This window comes from Streptomyces sp. NPDC002536 (assembly GCF_053594995.1).
In genome coordinates this window covers 75,472-90,432 of record NZ_JBSFWU010000014.1, presented here as the reverse complement: position 1 = coordinate 90,432, position 14,961 = coordinate 75,472, and the positions used below count along the sequence as shown (strand labels likewise).

11 protein-coding genes are annotated in these 14,961 nt (G+C 70.9%); 7 read left to right on the top strand and 4 right to left on the bottom strand.

Annotation, left to right across the window (positions count from 1 at the left end; translation table 11 throughout):
* Together ACWD4B_RS08090 and aceA are read right to left on the bottom strand one after the other, a co-directional pair.
* The coding region (locus tag ACWD4B_RS08090) for a 3-hydroxybutyryl-CoA dehydrogenase (RefSeq protein WP_451420001.1) at positions 1 to 879 on the bottom strand (879 nt) is incomplete at its 3' end.
* Positions 876 to 2,162: an isocitrate lyase gene (aceA, locus tag ACWD4B_RS08085; protein WP_451420005.1), complete on the bottom strand. Its 1,287-nt coding sequence runs from the start codon at positions 2,160 to 2,162 to the stop codon at positions 876 to 878. The genes aceA and ACWD4B_RS08090, both read right to left, overlap by 4 nt.
* A gap of 209 nt (positions 2,163 to 2,371) precedes the next feature.
* On the opposite strand from aceA, the gene ACWD4B_RS08080 reads away from it, so the two are divergent.
* From ACWD4B_RS08080 to ACWD4B_RS08070, 3 genes are all read left to right on the top strand, one after another.
* Positions 2,372 to 3,775 carry a short-chain fatty acyl-CoA regulator family protein gene (locus tag ACWD4B_RS08080; protein WP_451420000.1) on the top strand — a complete coding sequence of 468 codons (1,404 nt, stop codon included), beginning with the start codon at positions 2,372 to 2,374 and terminating at the stop codon, positions 3,773 to 3,775.
* Between the two features lie 422 nt (positions 3,776 to 4,197).
* Entirely contained in the window at positions 4,198 to 4,443 is a 246-nt protein-coding gene (locus ACWD4B_RS08075; RefSeq protein WP_451419999.1) for a heavy-metal-associated domain-containing protein, read from the top strand.
* Positions 4,444 to 4,531: 88 nt separating this feature from the next.
* Positions 4,532 to 6,796, top strand: a complete 2,265-nt coding sequence (locus ACWD4B_RS08070; RefSeq protein WP_451419998.1) for a heavy metal translocating P-type ATPase — start codon at positions 4,532 to 4,534, stop codon at positions 6,794 to 6,796.
* A 1,253-nt stretch (positions 6,797 to 8,049) separates the two neighbouring features.
* Here ACWD4B_RS08070 and ACWD4B_RS08065 read toward each other — a convergent pair.
* The gene (locus ACWD4B_RS08065; protein WP_451419997.1) at positions 8,050 to 8,424 is read right to left on the bottom strand and encodes an MBL fold metallo-hydrolase; all 375 of its coding nucleotides are present in this window, start codon (positions 8,422 to 8,424) and stop codon (positions 8,050 to 8,052) included.
* On the opposite strand from ACWD4B_RS08065, the gene ACWD4B_RS08060 reads away from it, so the two are divergent.
* Positions 8,408 to 8,554, top strand: coding sequence for a hypothetical protein (locus ACWD4B_RS08060; RefSeq protein WP_451419996.1), 147 nt, complete (start codon positions 8,408 to 8,410; stop codon positions 8,552 to 8,554). The genes ACWD4B_RS08065 and ACWD4B_RS08060 overlap by 17 nt on opposite strands.
* 15 nt (positions 8,555 to 8,569) lie before the next feature.
* On the opposite strand, the gene ACWD4B_RS08055 is transcribed toward ACWD4B_RS08060, so the two are convergent.
* Entirely contained in the window at positions 8,570 to 9,862 is a 1,293-nt protein-coding gene (locus ACWD4B_RS08055) for an amidohydrolase family protein (RefSeq protein WP_451419995.1), read from the bottom strand.
* A gap of 205 nt (positions 9,863 to 10,067) precedes the next feature.
* On the opposite strand from ACWD4B_RS08055, the gene ACWD4B_RS08050 reads away from it, so the two are divergent.
* The 3 genes from ACWD4B_RS08050 to ACWD4B_RS08040 all read left to right on the top strand — a co-directional run bounded on the left by ACWD4B_RS08050 (position 10,068) and on the right by ACWD4B_RS08040 (position 14,909).
* Positions 10,068 to 11,507: an eCIS core domain-containing protein gene (locus ACWD4B_RS08050; RefSeq protein ID WP_451419994.1), complete on the top strand. Its 1,440-nt coding sequence runs from the start codon at positions 10,068 to 10,070 to the stop codon at positions 11,505 to 11,507.
* Between the two features lie 456 nt (positions 11,508 to 11,963).
* Positions 11,964 to 13,280 (top strand): hypothetical protein, encoded by a 1,317-nt coding sequence (locus ACWD4B_RS08045; protein WP_451419993.1) that lies wholly within the window; start codon positions 11,964 to 11,966, stop codon positions 13,278 to 13,280.
* A gap of 54 nt (positions 13,281 to 13,334) precedes the next feature.
* The gene (locus ACWD4B_RS08040) at positions 13,335 to 14,909 is read left to right on the top strand and encodes a hypothetical protein (RefSeq protein ID WP_451419992.1); all 1,575 of its coding nucleotides are present in this window, start codon (positions 13,335 to 13,337) and stop codon (positions 14,907 to 14,909) included.
* Positions 14,910 to 14,961: the final 52 nt, after the last annotated feature.

The window sequence follows — 14,961 nt, the reverse complement described above, 5'->3', positions numbered from 1 at the left end:
TCGTCGAGGGTGACCACGTGGCCAGAAAGATCTACGCCTGTCCCGACTGCATGACGAGGAACCGGCTCGCGCCTCTCCGGGGCCGTGCACCCGCGCACACTCGGCGTACAGCGATTCCGCGATGGAGGCGACCGTGTCGAGGCCGATCAGGTCGGCGAGCCTGAGCGGTCCCATCGGGTGGGCGCAGCCCAGCTCCATTCCGGCGTCGATGTCGGTGGCGGAGGCGAAGCCCGACTCGGCCATGCGGACGGCGGAGAGGAGGTACGGGATCAGGAGGGCGTTGACGACGAATCCGGCCCGGTCCCGGGAGCGGACGGCCGTCCTGCCCAGCGTGCGGGTGGCGAACTCCTCGACGGCGGCCGCGGTGGCGGACGAGGTGTGCAGGGAGGTGACGATCTCCACCAGGGGCAGGACGGGCACGGGGTTGAAGAAGTGCAGTCCGACGACGCGGTCGGCGCGCCGGGTGGCCCTGCCGAGCCGCATGACGGGCAGGGAGGAGGTGTTGGTGGCGAGGATCGCCTCCGGGTCTTCGACGATCTTGTCGAGGGCTCCGAAGACCTCGGTCTTGACCTCCACGTGCTCGGTCACGGCCTCGATGACGAGCTGCCGGTCGGCGAGGTCGTCCAGGCTGCCGGTGAAGACGAGCCGGGCCAGGGCGGCCTCGGCACCGGCGCGGTCCGACTTGCCGCGTTCCACGGCCCGTTCCAGGGAGCCCGTCACGCGGTCGCGGGCGGCGCGCGCGGCGGTGGCGTCCGCCTCGCAGACCACGGTGTCGAGTCCGGCCCGGGCGCAGACCTCGGCGATGCCGGCTCCCATCTGTCCGCCGCCGACGACGCCGACGCGTGTGAGGGGTGCGAGGGGTGAGAGGGGTGTGGTCACTGGAACTGCTCTTCCTCGGTGGACCCCGTCATCGCCGTGGTGGAGGAGGCGGGGTTGACGGCCGTGGCGACGAGGTCGAAGTAGCCGGCGCCGACCTCGCGCTGGTGCCTGACGGCGGTGAAGCCGTCCTGCTGCGCGGCGAACTCGCGCTCCTGCAGGTCGACATAGGCGGTCATGCCGTGATCGGCGTAGCCGCGGGCGAGGTCGAACATGGCGTGGTTGAGGGAGTGGAAGCCGGCCAGGGTGATGAACTGGAAGCGGTAGCCCATCGCGGCCAGCTCGCGCTGGAACTTGGCGATCTGATCGTCGTCGAGGGCGGCCTTCCAGTTGAAGGACGGCGAGCAGTTGTAGGCCAGCAGCTGCTCCGGGTACTCGGCGCGGACGGCCTCGGCGAACTCGCGGGCCTGGGCCAGGTCGGGGGTGCCGGTCTCCATCCACAGCAGGTCCGCGTAGGGGGCGTAGGCGAGGCCGCGGGCGATGGCCGGGGCCATGCCGTTGTCGACCCGGTGGAAGCCTTCGGCGGTGCGCTCGCCGGTGCAGAAGCGGGCGTCGCGCTCGTCCACGTCGCTGGTGAGCAGCGTGGCGGCGAGTGCGTCGGTGCGGGCCACGACCAGGGTCGGCACGTCGGCGATGTCGGCGGCCAGGCGGGCCGCGTTGAGGGTGCGGATGTGCTGGGCGGTGGGGACGAGGACCTTGCCGCCCAGGTGACCGCACTTCTTCTCCGAGGCCAGCTGGTCCTCGTAGTGGATGCCGGCGGCGCCGGCCGCGATCATCGCCTTGGTCAGTTCGAAGGTGTTCAGCGGCCCGCCGAATCCGGCTTCCGCGTCCGCGACGACGGGGGCGAGCCAGTCGGTGGTGTCGGTGCCGCCCTCGGCGGTGGCTATCTGGTCGGCCCGCAGGAGCGCGTTGTTGATGCGGCGGACCACCTGCGGCACCGAGTTGGCGGGGTACAGGCTCTGGTCGGGGTAGGTGTGTCCGGCCTGGTTGGCGTCGGCGGCGACCTGCCAGCCGGAGAGGTAGACGGCCTGGAGTCCGGCCCGGACCATCTGCACGGCCTGGCCGCCGGTGAGCGCGCCGAGGGCGTGGAGGTGGTCGCGCTCGTGCAGTTGCCGCCACAGGCGCTCGGCGCCGCGGCGTGCCAGGGTGTGCTCCTCGCGGACGCTGCCGGACAGCCGGATCACGTCCTGCGCGCCGTAGGTGCGCTCGACGTCCTTCCAGCGGGGGTCGGTGGCCCACCGCCGGGTCAGTTCCTCCGCTGCCTGTGCCTGTTCCTGTGCCTGCATCATGCTCGACTCCTGTCGCTGTCAACTCTGCGAAGGGAAGGCTCTCTTGCTGCACTACGACCCTGGCAGTGGCACGCAGTGCCTTCAACCGTGGCTCCTTGCCAACTGTTGCGAATCTTCGGCCCGCGTTCTGCCAAGCTTGCGAAGGTTCGCTTCCGGGCATGGCCCGTTTACACTCGCCACCGTGCGGAAGGAGGCGGGAGCCGACGGTGAGCAAGACCTACGCGGGGGCGCGACTGCGGAGGCTGCGTGAGGAACGCCGCCTCAGCCAGGCCGAGTTCGCCAGGATCCTGGCCATATCGCCCAGTTATCTCAATCAGATGGAGCACGACTCCCGCCCGCTGACCGTCGCCGTCCTGCTGCGGCTGACGGAGGCGTTCGGCGTGGACCCGGCCTTCTTCTCCGCACTCGACACCAGCCGCGTTCTCGCCGACCTGCGCGAAGCCCTCGCCGACGAGATCACCGCCGCCCGTGTCTCCCCCGCCGACCTGTCCGAACTCGCCTCCCGACTGCCGGCGATCGCCACCGTCCTGCTCGACCTCGGGCGCCGCAACCAGGCGCTGACCGAGCGCCTGGCCGAGGTCACGGACGGCCGGGACGGGGCCGGGGACCCGAGCACGCCGCGCTCGCCCCACGAGGAGATCCGCGAGTTCTTCTACCGCCGCCAGAACTACCTCCACGACCTCGACCTCGCCGCCGAGAAGCTGGCCGCGGACCTCGGCATCCACCCCGGCGGCGTCCTGACGGCCCTGTCCGCACGGCTCGCCGGACACCATGGCGTGCAACTGGCCGCGGGTTCCAGCCGGTTGCACCACTACGACCCTGCGCGCCGGACCCTGTACCTCGCCGACCGGCTGCGTCCCGGCCAGCGGGCCTTCCGGATGGCCACGCAGCTGGCCCTGCTCGAGTTCGCGGACGAACTGTCCGCACTCGCCGCGGAGGACTACGCCGAGCAGTCCGTGACCTGGTCGCTCGCGCGGATCGGCATCGCCAACTACGTGGCCGCCGCGCTGATCCTGCCGTATCGCGCCTTCCATGCGGCGGCCGAGGAGATGCGGTACGACATCGAGCGGCTCACCGACCATTTCGGGGTGGGCTACGAGACCGTCTGCCACCGCCTGAGCACCCTCCAGCGGCCGCGGCTGCGCGGGGTGCCGTTCTCCTTCGTCCGCGTCGACCGCGCCGGCAACATGTCCAAGCGGCAGTCCGCGACCGGCTTCCACTTCTCCCGGGCCGGCGGCACCTGCCCGCTGTGGAACGTCTACGAGGCCTTCGCCGCCCCCGGCCGCATCCAGGTGCAGATCGCCGCCATGCCCGACGGGCAGCGCCACCTGTGGACCGCGCGCACCGTCACCCGGCAGCGCGGCGGCTGGGGCGAGCCGGGCAAGACCTTCGCCATCGGCCTGGGCTGCGAGGTCCGGCACGCCGGCCGGCTCGTCTACTCCGACGGCCTCGACCTCGCCAACGCCTCGGCCGCCACGCCCATCGGCATGGGCTGCCGCATCTGCGAACGCCTCGACTGCCCACAACGGGCCGTACCGCCCCTCGGCCGCCCTCTCGCCGTCGACGAGAACAGCAGCACGTTCGTGCCGTACCCGGTGGCGGAGCAGTGAGGCACGCGGTGCCGGCGGATCTTCGCCCCGTAAGGGGCGCGGGGAACTGCGCGACCAGCCCCCACCGGCCCGCAGCCGACGCACCACCCCCGCGGGTCCGGGGCGAAGCCCCGGCACTTCGACTGCGGGTGCGTCGTGGCTGGTCGCGCCCACGCGGCGGAGCCGCATGATGTCACGCCCCGCGCCCCTTACGGGGCGCCGTGGTGACGCGTGACGAAGATCCGCCGGACACGCCCTGGCCGTCGAAGGCGACACCGCTCGGCGAGCGGGGTACCGGGCGGGGGTATCGCCCCCGGCGACTTCCGCGGCCGGCGTTTCTTCGCGCCACTCCCGGCCACTGCACCACCACCCTTCCGGAATACCCCAGGGGGGTATATCGTTGATGCAGTCGCACACGCTCGGCAACCCCGAAGGGCACAACGATGACCTCCCAGACGACCTCCGACTCCTGCGGCACCGCCACGACCGTCTACCAGGTGACCGGTATGACCTGCGGCCACTGCGAGGGCGCCGTCTCCCAGGAGATCTCCGCCATATCCGGCGTGACCTCCGTGACGGCCGTGGCCGCCACCGGCCGGGTCACCGTCGTCTCCGCCGGCCCGCTGGACGACGAGGCCGTCCGCGCCGCGGTGGACGAGGCGGGCTACGAGCTCGCCGACCGCATCTGAGGCCGACCCCCTTACTTCCCTCGCCGGTCGTGCCGCTCCACTGATATGGACGCCGCACGGTACGGCCCTCCTCCCGGGAGAAACCCGCATGACCAGCATCGCCCCCGAGAAAGCAGCGGTACCCGCTCCGCCCTCCGCCGAGGTCGAGCTCTCCATAGGCGGCATGACCTGTGCCTCGTGCGCAGCACGCATCGAGAAGAAGCTCAACCGCATGGACGGCGTCGTGGCGACGGTCAACTTCGCCACGGAAAAGGCAAAGGTCACCTACGCTCACGGGGTCGAGGTCGCCGACCTCGTCGCCACCGTCGAGAAGACCGGCTACACGGCCCAGCAGCCGCCCGGGCCGACCGCCCCGGCCACGGTGGCTCAGGACCAGGACGACGACGGGGAAACCGGTCCGCTGCGGCAGCGCCTGCTGGTCTCGCTGCTCCTCTCCGTGCCGGTCGTGCTGATGGCCATGGTCCCGGCCCTCCAGTTCGACAACTGGCAGTGGCTCTCCCTCACCCTGGCCGCCCCGGTCGTCGTCTGGGGCGCCCTCCCCTTCCACAAGGCCGCCTGGACCAACGCCCGGCACGGTGCCGCCACCATGGACACCCTGGTCTCGATCGGCACGCTCGCCGCGCTCGGCTGGTCGCTGTGGGCCCTGTTCCTCGGGGACGCGGGCATGCCGGGCATGCGGCACGGCTTCGACTTCGCCGTCTCCCGCACGGACGGCGCCTCCTCGATCTACCTGGAGGCCGCGGCCGGGGTCACCACGTTCATCCTCGCCGGCCGCTACCTGGAGGCGAAGTCCAAGCGCAAGGCCGGTGCCGCCCTGCGCGCCCTGCTGGAACTGGGCGCCAAGGACGTGGCCGTCCTGCGCGACGGACGCGAAGTGCGCATCCCCACTGCCGAGTTGGCGGTCGGCGACCGGTTCGTCGTCCGCCCCGGCGAGAAGATCGCCACCGACGGCACCGTCGTGGAGGGGGCCTCGGCCGTCGACGCCTCGATGCTGACCGGCGAGTCCGTACCCGTCGACGTCACCGTCGGCGACACCGTCACCGGCGCGACCGTCAACGCCTCCGGGCGCCTGGTCGTCGAGGCCACCCGGATCGGCGCCGACACCCAACTCGCCCGTATGGCCAGGCTGGTGGAGGACGCACAGAACGGCAAGGCCGCGGTCCAGCGCCTGGCCGACCGCATCTCGGCGATCTTCGTCCCGGTCGTCCTGCTCATCGCCCTCGGCACCCTGTTCACGTGGCTCGCGGTCACCGGCGACGCCACCGCGGCCTTCACCGCCGCCGTGGCCGTGCTGATCATCGCCTGCCCCTGCGCGCTGGGCCTGGCCACTCCCACCGCCCTGATGGTCGGCACCGGACGCGGCGCCCAGCTGGGCATCCTCATCAAGGGCCCCGAAGTCCTGGAGTCCACCCGCCGCGTCGACACCGTCGTCCTCGACAAGACCGGCACCGTCACCACCGGCCGGATGACGCTGCACGAGGTCGTCACGGCCTCCGGCACCAGCGAGAGCGAACTGCTGCGCCTGGCCGGTGCGTTGGAGCACGCCTCCGAGCACCCCATCGCCCGCGCCATCGCCGACGGGGCCGCCCGGCGCACCGGCACGCTGCCCGTGCCGGACAGCTTCGAGAACGTCGCCGGGCTCGGCGTCCAGGGCGTCGTGGACGGACACGCGGTGCTGGTGGGACGCGAGAAGCTGCTGAGCGACTGGACGATCGAGCTGCCGGCCGAACTCGCAGCCGCCAAGGCCACCGCCGAGGCCGAGGGCCGCACCGCCGTGGCCGTCGCCTGGGACGGCGCGGCGCGCGGCGTCCTCACCGTCGCCGACGCGGTCAAGGACACCAGCGCCCGGGCCGTCACCGAACTGCGCCGCCTCGGGCTGACCCCGGTGCTGCTGACCGGCGACAACAAGGCGGTCGCCGAGGCCGTCGCCCGCGAGGTCGGCATCGACGAGGTCGTCGCGGAAGTCCTCCCCCAGGACAAGGTCGACGTCGTCAAGCGCCTCCAGGCCGAAGGCCGTACGGTCGCCATGGTCGGCGACGGCGTCAACGACGCCGCCGCCCTCGCCACCGCCGACCTCGGCCTCGCCATGGGCACCGGCACCGATGCGGCCATCGAGGCCGGCGACCTCACCCTCGTCCGCGGCGACCTCCTCGTGGCCGCCGACGCCATCCGCCTCTCCCGCAGGACCCTCGGCACCATCAAGGGCAACCTCTTCTGGGCCTTCGGCTACAACGTCGCCGCCCTCCCGCTCGCGGCAGCCGGAATGCTCAACCCGATGATCGCCGGAGCGGCCATGGCCTTCTCCTCGGTCTTCGTCGTCACCAACAGCCTCCGGCTCCGCAGCTTCACGTAGCCGAATCCTGGCTTCGGCTCGCACAGGTGGCCCCCCGGCCCGATGCCGGGGGGCCACCTCCTGTCGCTCAGCCGCGGCATCCCCTGATCGCGAGGTGCGCTCTCGCCCGTACGAGTGTCAGTGGATGTCGACATTGTGAGCTCTTTTGCCCCAGAGCCGCTCGCACGCCTGTGTGAGCCCGTCACCGGTCGGTCGAATCCGATCAACTCCCGCCCCGCGGCTTGTGGATTGCGTCACCAATCGTCGCGTGACCCGAGTCACATGGTCATGTGACGAGGTGCGATGAGCTGGTTAGTTGCAGCTTCCCGCAGAGCAGGGGCCGGACCGATCGAGGTCCCCCTGTCGCGCCCCCCGCGAGGGACAAGGCAAGATGGGGGACGTGCCGCCGCAAAAAGTGATGGGCGTCACTCCTGCGGCGTTTCGCTTGCGTACGCCGCGGTAACGCATTCGGGAACGGCGAAGGCCCCACCCTGTGCCGGCCAAGCAACCAGGTGAGGCCTTCTCTCAACACACCGACTGCAGCGTGGCCCCGGCCTGTTGGGCCGGGGCACATCGCACTACCAGGGCCACAGGTCTCGCGCGATCTTGTAGACCGTGCAGACCGGCCCCAGCCAGCGGGCCCACCTGTACGGCCGGTCCCTCTTGCTGCAGCATCGGCAGTGCCCCTCCGGCGCTTCCGTCTGTGCCATCGGGCTCCTCCCCTTCCGGGTCCACGGCCTTCGTGGACTCCGCGGAGGCTCACGAGACGTCCTGGGCCCCAGGGGCGGATCGATGGGCATAACCGTACCCGCACGAGACGGCATCCGCTGTTACGTCAACTCCGGCTGTCACACGGGGATATAGGCACCCCGTGCCACCTCGGCGCCTGTCACACACTGTTCCGTGTCGATCGACACCGGCCATCTCGCTGTTTGCCGCGGAGAAGCGTCCCGGAACGCCGGGGAACCACTTCCGGTTCCCCGACGGAACGTCACGCATCTCACACTTGGAGTGAAGTTCCTCACGGATTCCGCCCCTCTTACCGGCACCTCTGCGGCCGACGTCGTCCCGTCACGGCATCACCGCCACGCCGCCCACCCCTGCACCGCGAACCGGTCGCCGGCGCGCCGCACTTGGGCTGCGCCCGGCCCGGGGAAGTGCGCGGGGAACAGCAGGGCGCCCCGGTCCGCGGCCTCCCCCAGAACCCGGCGCCGGCTGTCCCGTGCGCGGGGCTCGTCCCCGTCGAAGCTGGGACAGTCGTCCGGCTCCGCGATCTACAGCGGGCTGTGCAGCAAGTCCCCTGCGAACACGGCTCGTTCCGTGCCCGACCGCAGCCATACGACGGAGGAGCCGGGCGTGTGGCCGGGAGCGGGCTCGATGCACAGTTGCGCGTCGATGTCGTAGTGGTCGCCGTCCCACAGCACGGCCTGTCCGGCCCGGTGCACGGGGGCGACGCTGTCCTCGAAGACGTCGGCCATCCAGGGGCCGGAGCGGGTGCGGTGTCCGTTGGCCGGGTTCCAGTAGTCGAAATCGGCGCGCGCGATGACGTACTGGGCGTTGGGGAAGGTCGGCCGCCACTCGCCGTCGTCCGTCAGGAAGGTGTTCCAGCCGACGTGGTTCCCGGCGGTTTCGGTGCCGTTCGGCTTCACGGTCGAGGGACACCCCACCGGGCTGCAGATCATCGGCCGCCAGGGGGACGACCTGGGGGTGCTGCGATTGGCGGCTGCGCTGGAGACGGCGACCGGCACCTGGCAGCGGCATCCGCAGATCGCACAGTGAAAGCGTCAGGAAGAGTCAGGAATCGCGGCCGAGTTCGTTCTTGTGGATGCGGCCGCCCTTCATGATGAGGGCGAGATTCTTCCCCGGATCCGCCAACAGGCCCAGATCCTGCGTCGGATCCCCGTTGACCAGCAGCAGATCCGCCCACGCACCCGGCTCGATCACCCCCAGCCGCGCCGCCTTGTACGGGTCCCGTCCACCGCACAGCCGGAACAGCTCCGCATTGCCGGACGTCGCCATCCGCAGCGCCTCCACCGGACGGAACCCGAAGTGGCCGGCCAGGCGGACGAACATCTCGCTCTGCCGACGGGTCTCGCCCGGGCTGAGGAAGAGGTCGGTCCCGAAGGCGAGTTTCACTCCGTACGTGCGGGCCCACGCGTAAGTCCGCTTCACGCCCTCGCAGACCCGGTGGTTCTTCTCCGCCCTCTCGGGGTCGGGGTAGTGGTGGTCGCTCTCCAGCCACGGCTGGGTGCTCAGCCACACCCCTTTTCTCGCGAGCATCGCCATGGTCTGCTCGCTCGCGAGGTGCCCGTGCTCGATCGACCTGATCCCGGCCTCGACCGCACGCCGGATGCCCGCGGAGTTGTAGACGTGCGCGGCCACGTACGTGCCCCAGTCGGCCGCCGCCTCGACCGCCGCCCGCAGCTCGTCGAGTGTGAACTGCTGGACGTCCAGGGGGTCGTACTTGGAGCACACCCCGCCGCCCGCATACACCTTGATCTGGCTCGCACCCCTCTTGAGCTGCTCGCGCACAGCGGCCAGGACACGGTCGCGCCCGTCGGCGGTCCGCACGCACCCCGTCGCCTCGATCCGCGATTCCGGGCCACCGAACTCCCTCGCCGCGTCGTGGATTTCGGAGAAGTCCCCGTGCCCGGACGTCTGGGAGACCATCCCCTCGCTCGCGTAGATCCTCGGCCCCGGGAAGCGGCCCGCGTCGAGGGTCCGCCGGAGGGCGGTCACGGGCCCGCCCATGTCCCGGACGGTGGTGAAGCCGCGCAGGAGCATGCGCCCTGCCTCGGCCAGCGCGTTGTAGTGGGCGGTCCCCGTGGGTCCGTGGAGGAGTTCCTCGTCCGTGCTCCCCGCCATGAACAGGTGCACGTGCGCATCGCTGAGACCGGGCATCAGAACGCGCCCGCCGCCGTCGACGACCCTGGCCTCCGGCGCGGGGGGCTCCCCCTCGGCGGAGATCCTCCCGTCGGCGACGTACACCGCACGCCTGCCGCTCAGTTCGTCGTGCACGCCGTCGAAGACCCGCACGTCGGTGATCAGGACGGGGGGCGGGGCAGGGTGCGACTCGCTCGACGTCATCTGGCCGTCCTCTCAGAACTACTCAGAAATACTCGGAAATTCCGCCGCCGGGCGCGGGAGTCCACTGTGTTGCCCGCCACGACGGCCCCACAGCTCCGTTTTCGGCCACACGCCCGATGGGCGGCCCCTTCCCCCGGCGGAGTACGGCGTTGTACGCATGGGCTGTCCGTTCATCGGCAGGGAAGTCGGCAGGGAAGGGGACCCCATGCGCACGCACGTTCCGGGCCGGAGGCCCGTGCCCACGAGGACGTCCGGCAGTGCACAGCCCTCGACGCCCGCCGCCGCACCGTCGGCGGCCCGGCCCGGCGGCCCGGCGGTGGCCGTCCTTCTGGATCTGCAGCGCAGGGCGGGGAATGCCGCCGCGGCCCGGGTGCTGGGGAGGGGGACGCGGAGGTCCGGCGCCCTCGACGTCCTGCGCGGCCCCGGCCGGCCGCTGCCGGTGCCGCTCAAGGAGGAGATGGAGGCCCGCTTCGGTGCCGACTTCTCCGACGTGCGGCTGCACACGGATGCGGCCGCGCGGCGGTCCGCCGCCGGGCTCGGGGCACGCGCGTACACCGCCGGCAGCCATGTCGTCATCGGCGACGGCGGCTCCGACCGGCACACCCTCGCCCACGAGTTGGTCCACGTGCTCCAGCAGCGGTCCGGGCCGGTGGCCGGCACGGACCGGGGCGACGGCACGAGGGTCAGCGACCCCGGGGACCGCTTCGAGCGTGCAGCGGAGGACGGCGCCCGTCGCGCCCTGACCGGGCAGCCCCGGCCGGGGGCGGCAGCCGCACCGGCTCCGACGGGGGATGCGCAGCAGGCCCCGACGATCCAGCGGATGAGGTTCTACCGCGGGGTGTCCGATGCCGATGCCAACGCGCTGGTGGCGCGGAGGGGCGACGGGGGAGCCGGAAGCACGGTGCGCGACGGGGGGCTGCAGCCCACGGGGAGCGGCGAGTTCGGCAAGGGGGTCTACTTCTGGGAGGAGGACCGCGACGCCGCCCTCGTGACGGCCCTCCAGTACCAGGCGCCGGAACGGGCCTGGGCGGTCGTCGAGTACGAGGTCCCCGACGAGCTCGTCCGCCGGACGGCGGCGGACGACCGTGCGGCGGGGAAGGACTGGCTGAGCTTCCCGCACGACGCGGAGACCCGGCCTTCGAAGGACGCGTTCGTGGCGATGCAGACCGAAGTGCCGCGGCCGTATGAGGAGTTCACCGAAGGCGACCTCGCACAGGGGCGTCACCCGCATCCCCTCGTCCGGCATCCGGTGGAGGGCGGGGCATGGGCGACGAAGAAGGACGGCACCCCGGTCACGTCCGCTCCCATGAACGTCAAGCAGTTCTACGACGTCAACAGGGACCCGAAGGGGCACGGCAAGAAGTTCGGCCTGGGCGGGCTGCCCGCCGACAACATCGAGTGGACGAACCACCCCGTCGTCACGGGGATGTCCGCCGCCGACTACTCCCCCGGCGCGCCTCGGCAGGCGCGCTTCCTGGGATCCGGGATCGACATGCTCAATCGCGGCAGGGACATCAGGATCGCCAAGGTCCTGCACGGAGTTCAGGTCAAGAACCGTTCCGACGTCGCCTGGGTCCGGGGACTCGAGATGAAGCACCGCGCGACCGCGGAGCGCGATGCCAGGGCCAAGAAACTCCTCTCCTAATACGGCCGTTCGAATTTCCGGGCACATTCTGGTGGCAATTTCCCGCCAACGGGCCGCGCCATCCGCGCCGGAAAAACGGTTCCTGAAGGAGTTCCGGCCACCGTGCCGCGCCGGAACGACCGGGCTCGCGCGCTCTTGACAGGCGCGAGCCGGTCGGCTTCACGGGAGAGCGCAAGCGGAATTCCCGAGGCCGTATGACGGTGTTCCCAGCCGGAACGCCGTGGGAGGTCCGAAGCCGCGGATCTGCTGTCCGGAAGCCGTAGGGGCCCGCCCCGCGTGGCCGGTTCGCCCGGGTGCGCGGGTAGTGCTGACGGCATAGTCTCGACCACCCGAACGCGCCCCCGCGCGAGCTGCCGGGTTTCACCACCTTTGCCATCGCGCACTCCTGCTGCCCTACTCCCGTGCGCGCCGGGCGCGTTGAAAGGTATCGACCACAGGACCGGAGGGGATACCGCCGTGACGGACAGCATGAAGGAATACTCCATCGGGAACTACCGGCCCCACTCACTGGCACAGGGAAACGCGCGATACCTCTGGGTCACCACCAGCGACAAGGCCATCGTCCGTGTCCACCCAGGTCTCGGCGACAGCCAGATGGTGGTGGACCATTCAATGATTCCCCAGCTCAGCGCCGGAATCATCAAGGACCCCAACGGGCTCCAGCGGGTGTGGTTCGCGGCGCCGGCTCCGCCGCGCCAGCAGGACCCGATCGTGATTATGGAGACCACGGCCGGCAACCCTGTGACGTTCTACCCGCTGGAGGACGACGCCAAGGCCGAGAGCATCAAGCTCCGGACGACCAACACGGGCACCGACTCCACGCCAGTCTACGAGTACAGCCTGCTGTTCGCCGAACCCGAGCACAGCTACGTCGGCATCCTCACCCCCAGCATCGGCGGACACATCGACCGCATGCCGGTCAGCCAGAGCACCTGGCTGTGGGACGTGGCCGTCAGCACGACCGCCGACGGGAAGACGCACACCTACTGGGCCACGGGCCAGAGCAGGGCAAGCAATCCGGTCAGGAACGAGAACGGCCTCTATCGCCGCCGGCCCGGGGACACGCAATGGGAGCGGATCCCAGTGCTCCCGTCCACCCAGAAGCCTTTCTACGTCATCGCGGACACGACCGCGGTATGGCTGACCGCGACCAACCCGAACCAGGTCATCCGCTTCGATCTCAACTCGGGCACCACGCGCACGGTGGATCTGGGCGCGGCCGTTCCGCAGCAGTTGGCGTTCGGCACGCTGGGCGACCTGTGGGTGGCCTCCAGCGCAGGGCTGCACGAGTTCGACAGGAACCTGCTGGGAGGCGGATCCCTGGTGCGCCTGCTCTACGGCGGCGGGGCCAAGGGCATTTGCATCGCGGCCGACGGGAAGCTCTGGTACACCAATCCGGAGCGCAAGTCCGTCGGCAGCTACGACGTGCCCCCGCCCCCTTACGGAGCCGCCTCGCTCATGGGCCGGACCCAGGTCGTGTACCAGGGGGAGTCGGAAGTCCACGTCAAGGACCAGGTCGCCCATCCCCTCGTCGTCGACTACGTGGCCAACGGACGGCCGGTGCCGGGAATCCCCCTCACGTGCCGGATCGACGCGGAGGGGGCGACCTTCGAGGACGGCACCCGCGAACGCGTGATCATCACGGACCAGCGGGGCCGGGTCGCCCTGCCCCCGGTGATCGCAGGCGACATCCAGGAAGAAGCGGTCATCAGCGTCGGCCTCGGCGACACCGAGCCGCACGCCGCCACGACGCTCAACATCACGCCGGCCTAGCGGCGCACCTGCACCACCCGGTCCGTTTCCCGCTCCGCAGGAAGGAGAAGCAGCATGCCGACCGCAGTGCCGCCGCCCGTCCCCGAATCCGGCGCCGACTCCGACGAGTTCCCCATCAGCGCGACCGCCGTCGACGTGGCCTGGCTGAGCGACGACGAGAACGTATGGTTCGTCACCGCCCAGGGTGTCATGGGCTACTTCGAACCCCGCAGCCCCTGGGGCAACGTCGTCATCACCCCCGGCCCGGGCATCACCGGCAACGCCAACTCCCTTGTCGCCTGGCCCGGCCACGGAACGTGGACGTTCCTCGCCGCGGAGAACGGCTCGTCCTTCGTCAAGTGTGCCGACAGTCAGTACCAGGTCTATCCCCTGAGCGGGAGGACGGACTGCCGGGCCCTGGCCCTCGGCAAGAGCCGTGAAGGCCGTACGCGCATCGTCGCTCCGCTCACCTCGGGCCAGCTGGCCTTCATCGAGTCCGGTGGCAGCATCTCGAACTCCACGTTCTACCGCGACGACCTGTACGGCATCGCCATCGCCCCGCGGCAGCAAGGCCGTTACTGGCTGACCTCCCCCCGTGGCAAGGCGCTGCTCGACTACGACGTCAGCACCGGAATCTTCGGCGATCCCATCGGCCTCGGTTTCGAGCCACGGGATGTCGCGATCAGTCCGGCGGGCGATGTCGTGTGGATCGCCACCACCGACAAGGTCATCCTCAAGTACACCGTGCAAGGCGGCACGCTCACGCGCATCGAGACGCCGTCCCCCGCCAACCACCTGCTGGCGACAGCCGACGGCACGCTGTGGTTCGTGAGCACCACCGGCAACGCGGTCGGATATGTACTGCCCGGCAGCAACAGGGCAGCCACCATCCCCACGGGCCAGGGTTCCCGCCCGTCGGGTCTGACCGTGTCCGGCGACAGCCGGCTGTGGGTCGCGCTGTCGGGGCAGCAGAGTCTGCGGCGCGTCTCCCGGCACCGGCTCGCGGTGGAATCCGGAGACGGGCAGAAGACCGCCGTGGGCAAGCCCTTCCGCAAGCCGTTCGAGGTCAAGGCGACGCTGCTGGACGGCACTCCGGTGGGCGGGCAGAAGATCGAGTTCTCCGTCGCGGAGGGCTCTGGCGTCTTCGAGAACGGCAAGCACACCGAGACCGAGTACACCGGGACCGAGGGCGACCGGCTCGGCATCGCGACCAGCTCCCGGCTCACGCCGCTCAAGGAAGGCCCCTGCCCCGTCACCGCCCGCTGGACGGAGACGGACGCCGTCGCCTCCTTCACCCGACTGAACGTCACCCCGCAGCCGGGCACGGCGGACCGCGTGCGCTACGTCTCCGGCGCGGGCCAGACCGTGCCCGCGGGGAAGTCCTTCGAGCACCCGATGAAGGTGATCGCGGAGGACGCCCAGGGAAATCCCGTCGAAGGCGCCGAGGTCACCTTCAAGGTCCGCGGCGAGACCGGCGAGAATCGGGCCACCTTCCCCGGCGGCACGGACACCGCCCAGGTGACCAGCGGCAGCGACGGCACCGCCGAGTCCCCCGTCCTGACCGCCGGCGACAGCCCGGGCGGGTTCGCGGTCCAGGTGTGGGCGGACGAGTCGTTCATGAGCCTGCTCCTCCAGCAGAACATCCACTGAACTCCGGCACGTTCACGGCCCCTGGGGCCTGTCCGACGGGACAGGCCCCAGG

What these genes read in the sequence shown, in the direction of transcription:
- aceA (WP_451420005.1), bottom strand. Translation starts at nt 2,162, where the DNA reads ATGCAGGCACAGGAACAGGCACAGGCAGCGGAGGAACTGACCCGGCGG.
- ACWD4B_RS08050 (WP_451419994.1), top strand. Translation starts at nt 10,068, where the DNA reads ATGCGCACGCACGTTCCGGGCCGGAGGCCCGTGCCCACGAGGACGTCC.
- ACWD4B_RS08075 (WP_451419999.1), top strand. Translation starts at nt 4,198, where the DNA reads ATGACCTCCCAGACGACCTCCGACTCCTGCGGCACCGCCACGACCGTC.
- ACWD4B_RS08070 (WP_451419998.1), top strand. Translation starts at nt 4,532, where the DNA reads ATGACCAGCATCGCCCCCGAGAAAGCAGCGGTACCCGCTCCGCCCTCC.
- ACWD4B_RS08055 (WP_451419995.1), bottom strand. Translation starts at nt 9,862, where the DNA reads ATGACGTCGAGCGAGTCGCACCCTGCCCCGCCCCCCGTCCTGATCACC.
- ACWD4B_RS08040 (WP_451419992.1), top strand. Translation starts at nt 13,335, where the DNA reads ATGCCGACCGCAGTGCCGCCGCCCGTCCCCGAATCCGGCGCCGACTCC.